This window comes from Bradyrhizobium sp. ORS 375, from assembly GCF_000239775.1.
Lineage (GTDB): Bacteria > Pseudomonadota > Alphaproteobacteria > Rhizobiales > Xanthobacteraceae > Bradyrhizobium.
The window spans coordinates 1-2,587 of the sequence record NZ_CAFI01000155.1 but is presented as its reverse complement, the minus strand read 5'-3'; the positions used below and the strand labels follow the sequence as shown (position 1 = coordinate 2,587).

Here is a 2,587-nt window from a genome sequence, read left to right as displayed (position 1 = left end):
AGCCCGGCCATGACGAGGGGGAGATGGACGAGCGCAACACCGCGTTCGTCAAACGCGAGAGCCCCATCTCACGCCGCCTGCAACGACCCCAAGAACCGGCTCACCTCGCGCTTCAACCGTCCGCTCTCCGCCGACAGCGACCTTGCCGCCGTCAACACCTGGGCCGACGCCGAGCCCGTCTCCGATGCGCCGCGTTGCACGTCGTCGATGTTGCGCGAGACGCGGTGGGTGCCGTTGGCGGCGTGCTGGACGTTGCGGGAGATTTCTTGCGTCGCGGCGCCCTGCTCCTCGACGGCGGCAGAGACGGCGGCGGAGATTTCGGAGAGGCGGCCGATGGTTGAGCCGATCTCCTTGATCGAGCCGACCGACTCCTCGGTGGCGGCCTGGATGCCGGAGACCTGCTGGGCGATCTCGCCGGTGGCTTTCGCGGTCTGCTCGGCGAGCGCCTTGACCTCGGCGGCGACCACGGCGAAGCCGCGGCCGGCTTCGCCGGCGCGCGCGGCCTCGATGGTGGCGTTGAGCGCCAGCAGGTTGGTCTGGCCGGCAATGCTACTGATCAGCTCGAGCACGTCGCCGATGCGGGTGGCGGCCTTCGACAGGGTGCCGACGCGCTCATTGGTGCGGTTGGCCTGCGCCACCGCTTCGCTGGCGATGCGCGCGGATTCCTGCACCTGGCGGGAGATCTCGCTGACCGAGGACGACAGCTCCTCGGCGGCGGAGGCCACGGTCTGCACGTTGGACGAGGCCTCCTGCGAGGCGGCGGCGACCTCGGTCGAGAGATCCTGCGCGCGCGAGGCCGTGCTGGTGAGCGTGCCGGCGGAGGCTTCGAGCTCGCTCGAGGCGTGCGAGACGGCATCGATGATCTCGCCGACCGCCTGCTCGAACTGATGCGCGAGCCGGGCCATGTCGGCCTTGCGCTCGCGCTCCTGCCGCGCCTCGGCGGCCGCATGCTCGGTGCGCAGGCGCTCGGTCTCGGCCATGTTGTCCTTGAACACCTGGATCGCGGTCGCCATCGCGCCGATCTCGTCGCGGGCGCCGCGGCCGGGGATCTCGACGGCGACGTCGCCGCTGGCGAGCCAGCCCATCGCCCGCGTCATCGCGGTGAGCGGGCCGACGATGCTGCGCGCGATCAGGAAGGCGACGAGGCAGCCGAACAGCACGGCCGCGGCGCCGACCAGCATCTGCAGCGAGATGGTGTGGCCGATCGCCCCCTCCGCGGTGGTGCGCGCGGCGTGATAGTCGGCATTGATGCCGGTCTCGGCGGCTTTGAGGGTCTCGATGCTCCTTGCGATCAACGGCTCGATCGCGCTGGCATAGACCTCCTCGGACTTCAAGGTCGCGGCGGCGGTGGCCTCGAACGCGGTCTTGTTGACGTCGAGCGAGGCCTTCACCGGCGCGATGGCGGCGAGCACGCCGGCCGGCGGCGAATTGCCTTCGAGGGTGGCGAGGCGCTGCTCGACATTGTCGACGCCGGCGCGGAAGGCGGACGCGGCCTTGGCGTCGCGCAGCGCCAGGAAGCGCCAGGTCGCGATGCGCACCAGCTGCAGGCGGGTGTCGATATCGGCCACCGCGGTCATCACCTCGGGTTCTTTGCTGATGCGCGCCGAGATCGAGAGCTTTGCGGTCTTGGCGGCCAGGTCCTCGCCGCCCGGCAGCAGCGCGGCGCGGCCGGTCTTGATCTGCCTGACGGCGTCCTGCAGCTGATCGCGCAAGGTCTTCATCTGCGCGATGTCGGCGAGCAGATCGGCATAGGCCTTGCGGCGCTCGGCCGACAGCGGGCCGTTGCCGGCGGCCTGCAGCAGCTCGGTGGCGGCGGCCTCGCGCTCGGCGGCCTCCTTCAGCGCGGGCTCGTTGGCGTCGTGGATGTAGCGGAGGTTGGCGCGCTGGATCGCCTGGAGATGGTTGGAGATCTGCAGGATGCGCGCGGTCGCGTCCGACAGCGCCGACATGCTCGCGACCTGGTCGCTGACGGCACGAAGATTCCACACCGCGACCGCGGCCATGACCATGCCCACCGCCACCAGCGCCGCGAACCCGGCGTAGAGACGCCCCCTGATCTTCAACCCGAAGCTCATCATTCCCGTAGGCCCCTTCCCTTGTGCGGTCAGCGGACGATCCCGTCTCGCGCCTCCCCGCACAACACCGCCGCTCGCGCGGCGACTCCTCCCAGCAGAGCGTGTGCACGATGAGCGGTATTTGCTAATGGCGGGTTAGAGCGGTCAGTGAAGACCCCCCGGCATCGTCGTGTTGTCGAGCTACGTAGTTCCGATGAGTTGCGTGGTGTACCATCGCAACTCGGCATGCGGGCACGGCGGGCGACTTGGCCACGGGCGTATGCCGTCGGGCGGCAATTGCAGTCCACCGTGACCAGACGGCGGACTACGCTGCGCTCATCCGCCCTACTCTCCGGTGCCCTTGCCCGTTAGCGATCAACGCGAGCTCAACACACTCAGTCGTCATGCGCGGGCTTGACCCGCGCATCCATCTTCCGCGCAAGCGGAAAGAGGTGGATGGCCGGGTCAAGCCCGGCCATGACGTGAAGAGGGATTGCCTCGCCACGTGCGCTCGGTCGACGACTGCGCGCCAT

1 protein-coding gene is annotated in these 2,587 nt (G+C 69.5%); it reads right to left on the bottom strand.

The features are described 5' to 3' along the window. Window positions 1–68: 68 nt before the first annotated feature. The gene (locus BRAO375_RS13340) at window positions 69–2,078 is read right to left on the bottom strand and encodes a methyl-accepting chemotaxis protein (protein ID WP_009027997.1); all 2,010 of its coding nucleotides are present in this window, start codon (window positions 2,076–2,078) and stop codon (window positions 69–71) included. Between the last annotated feature and the right edge of the window lie 509 nt (window positions 2,079–2,587).

Coding starts and splice junctions, on each gene's coding strand:
- BRAO375_RS13340 (WP_009027997.1), bottom strand. CDS start 2,078: ATGATGAGCTTCGGGTTGAAGATCAGGGGGCGTCTCTACGCCGGGTTC.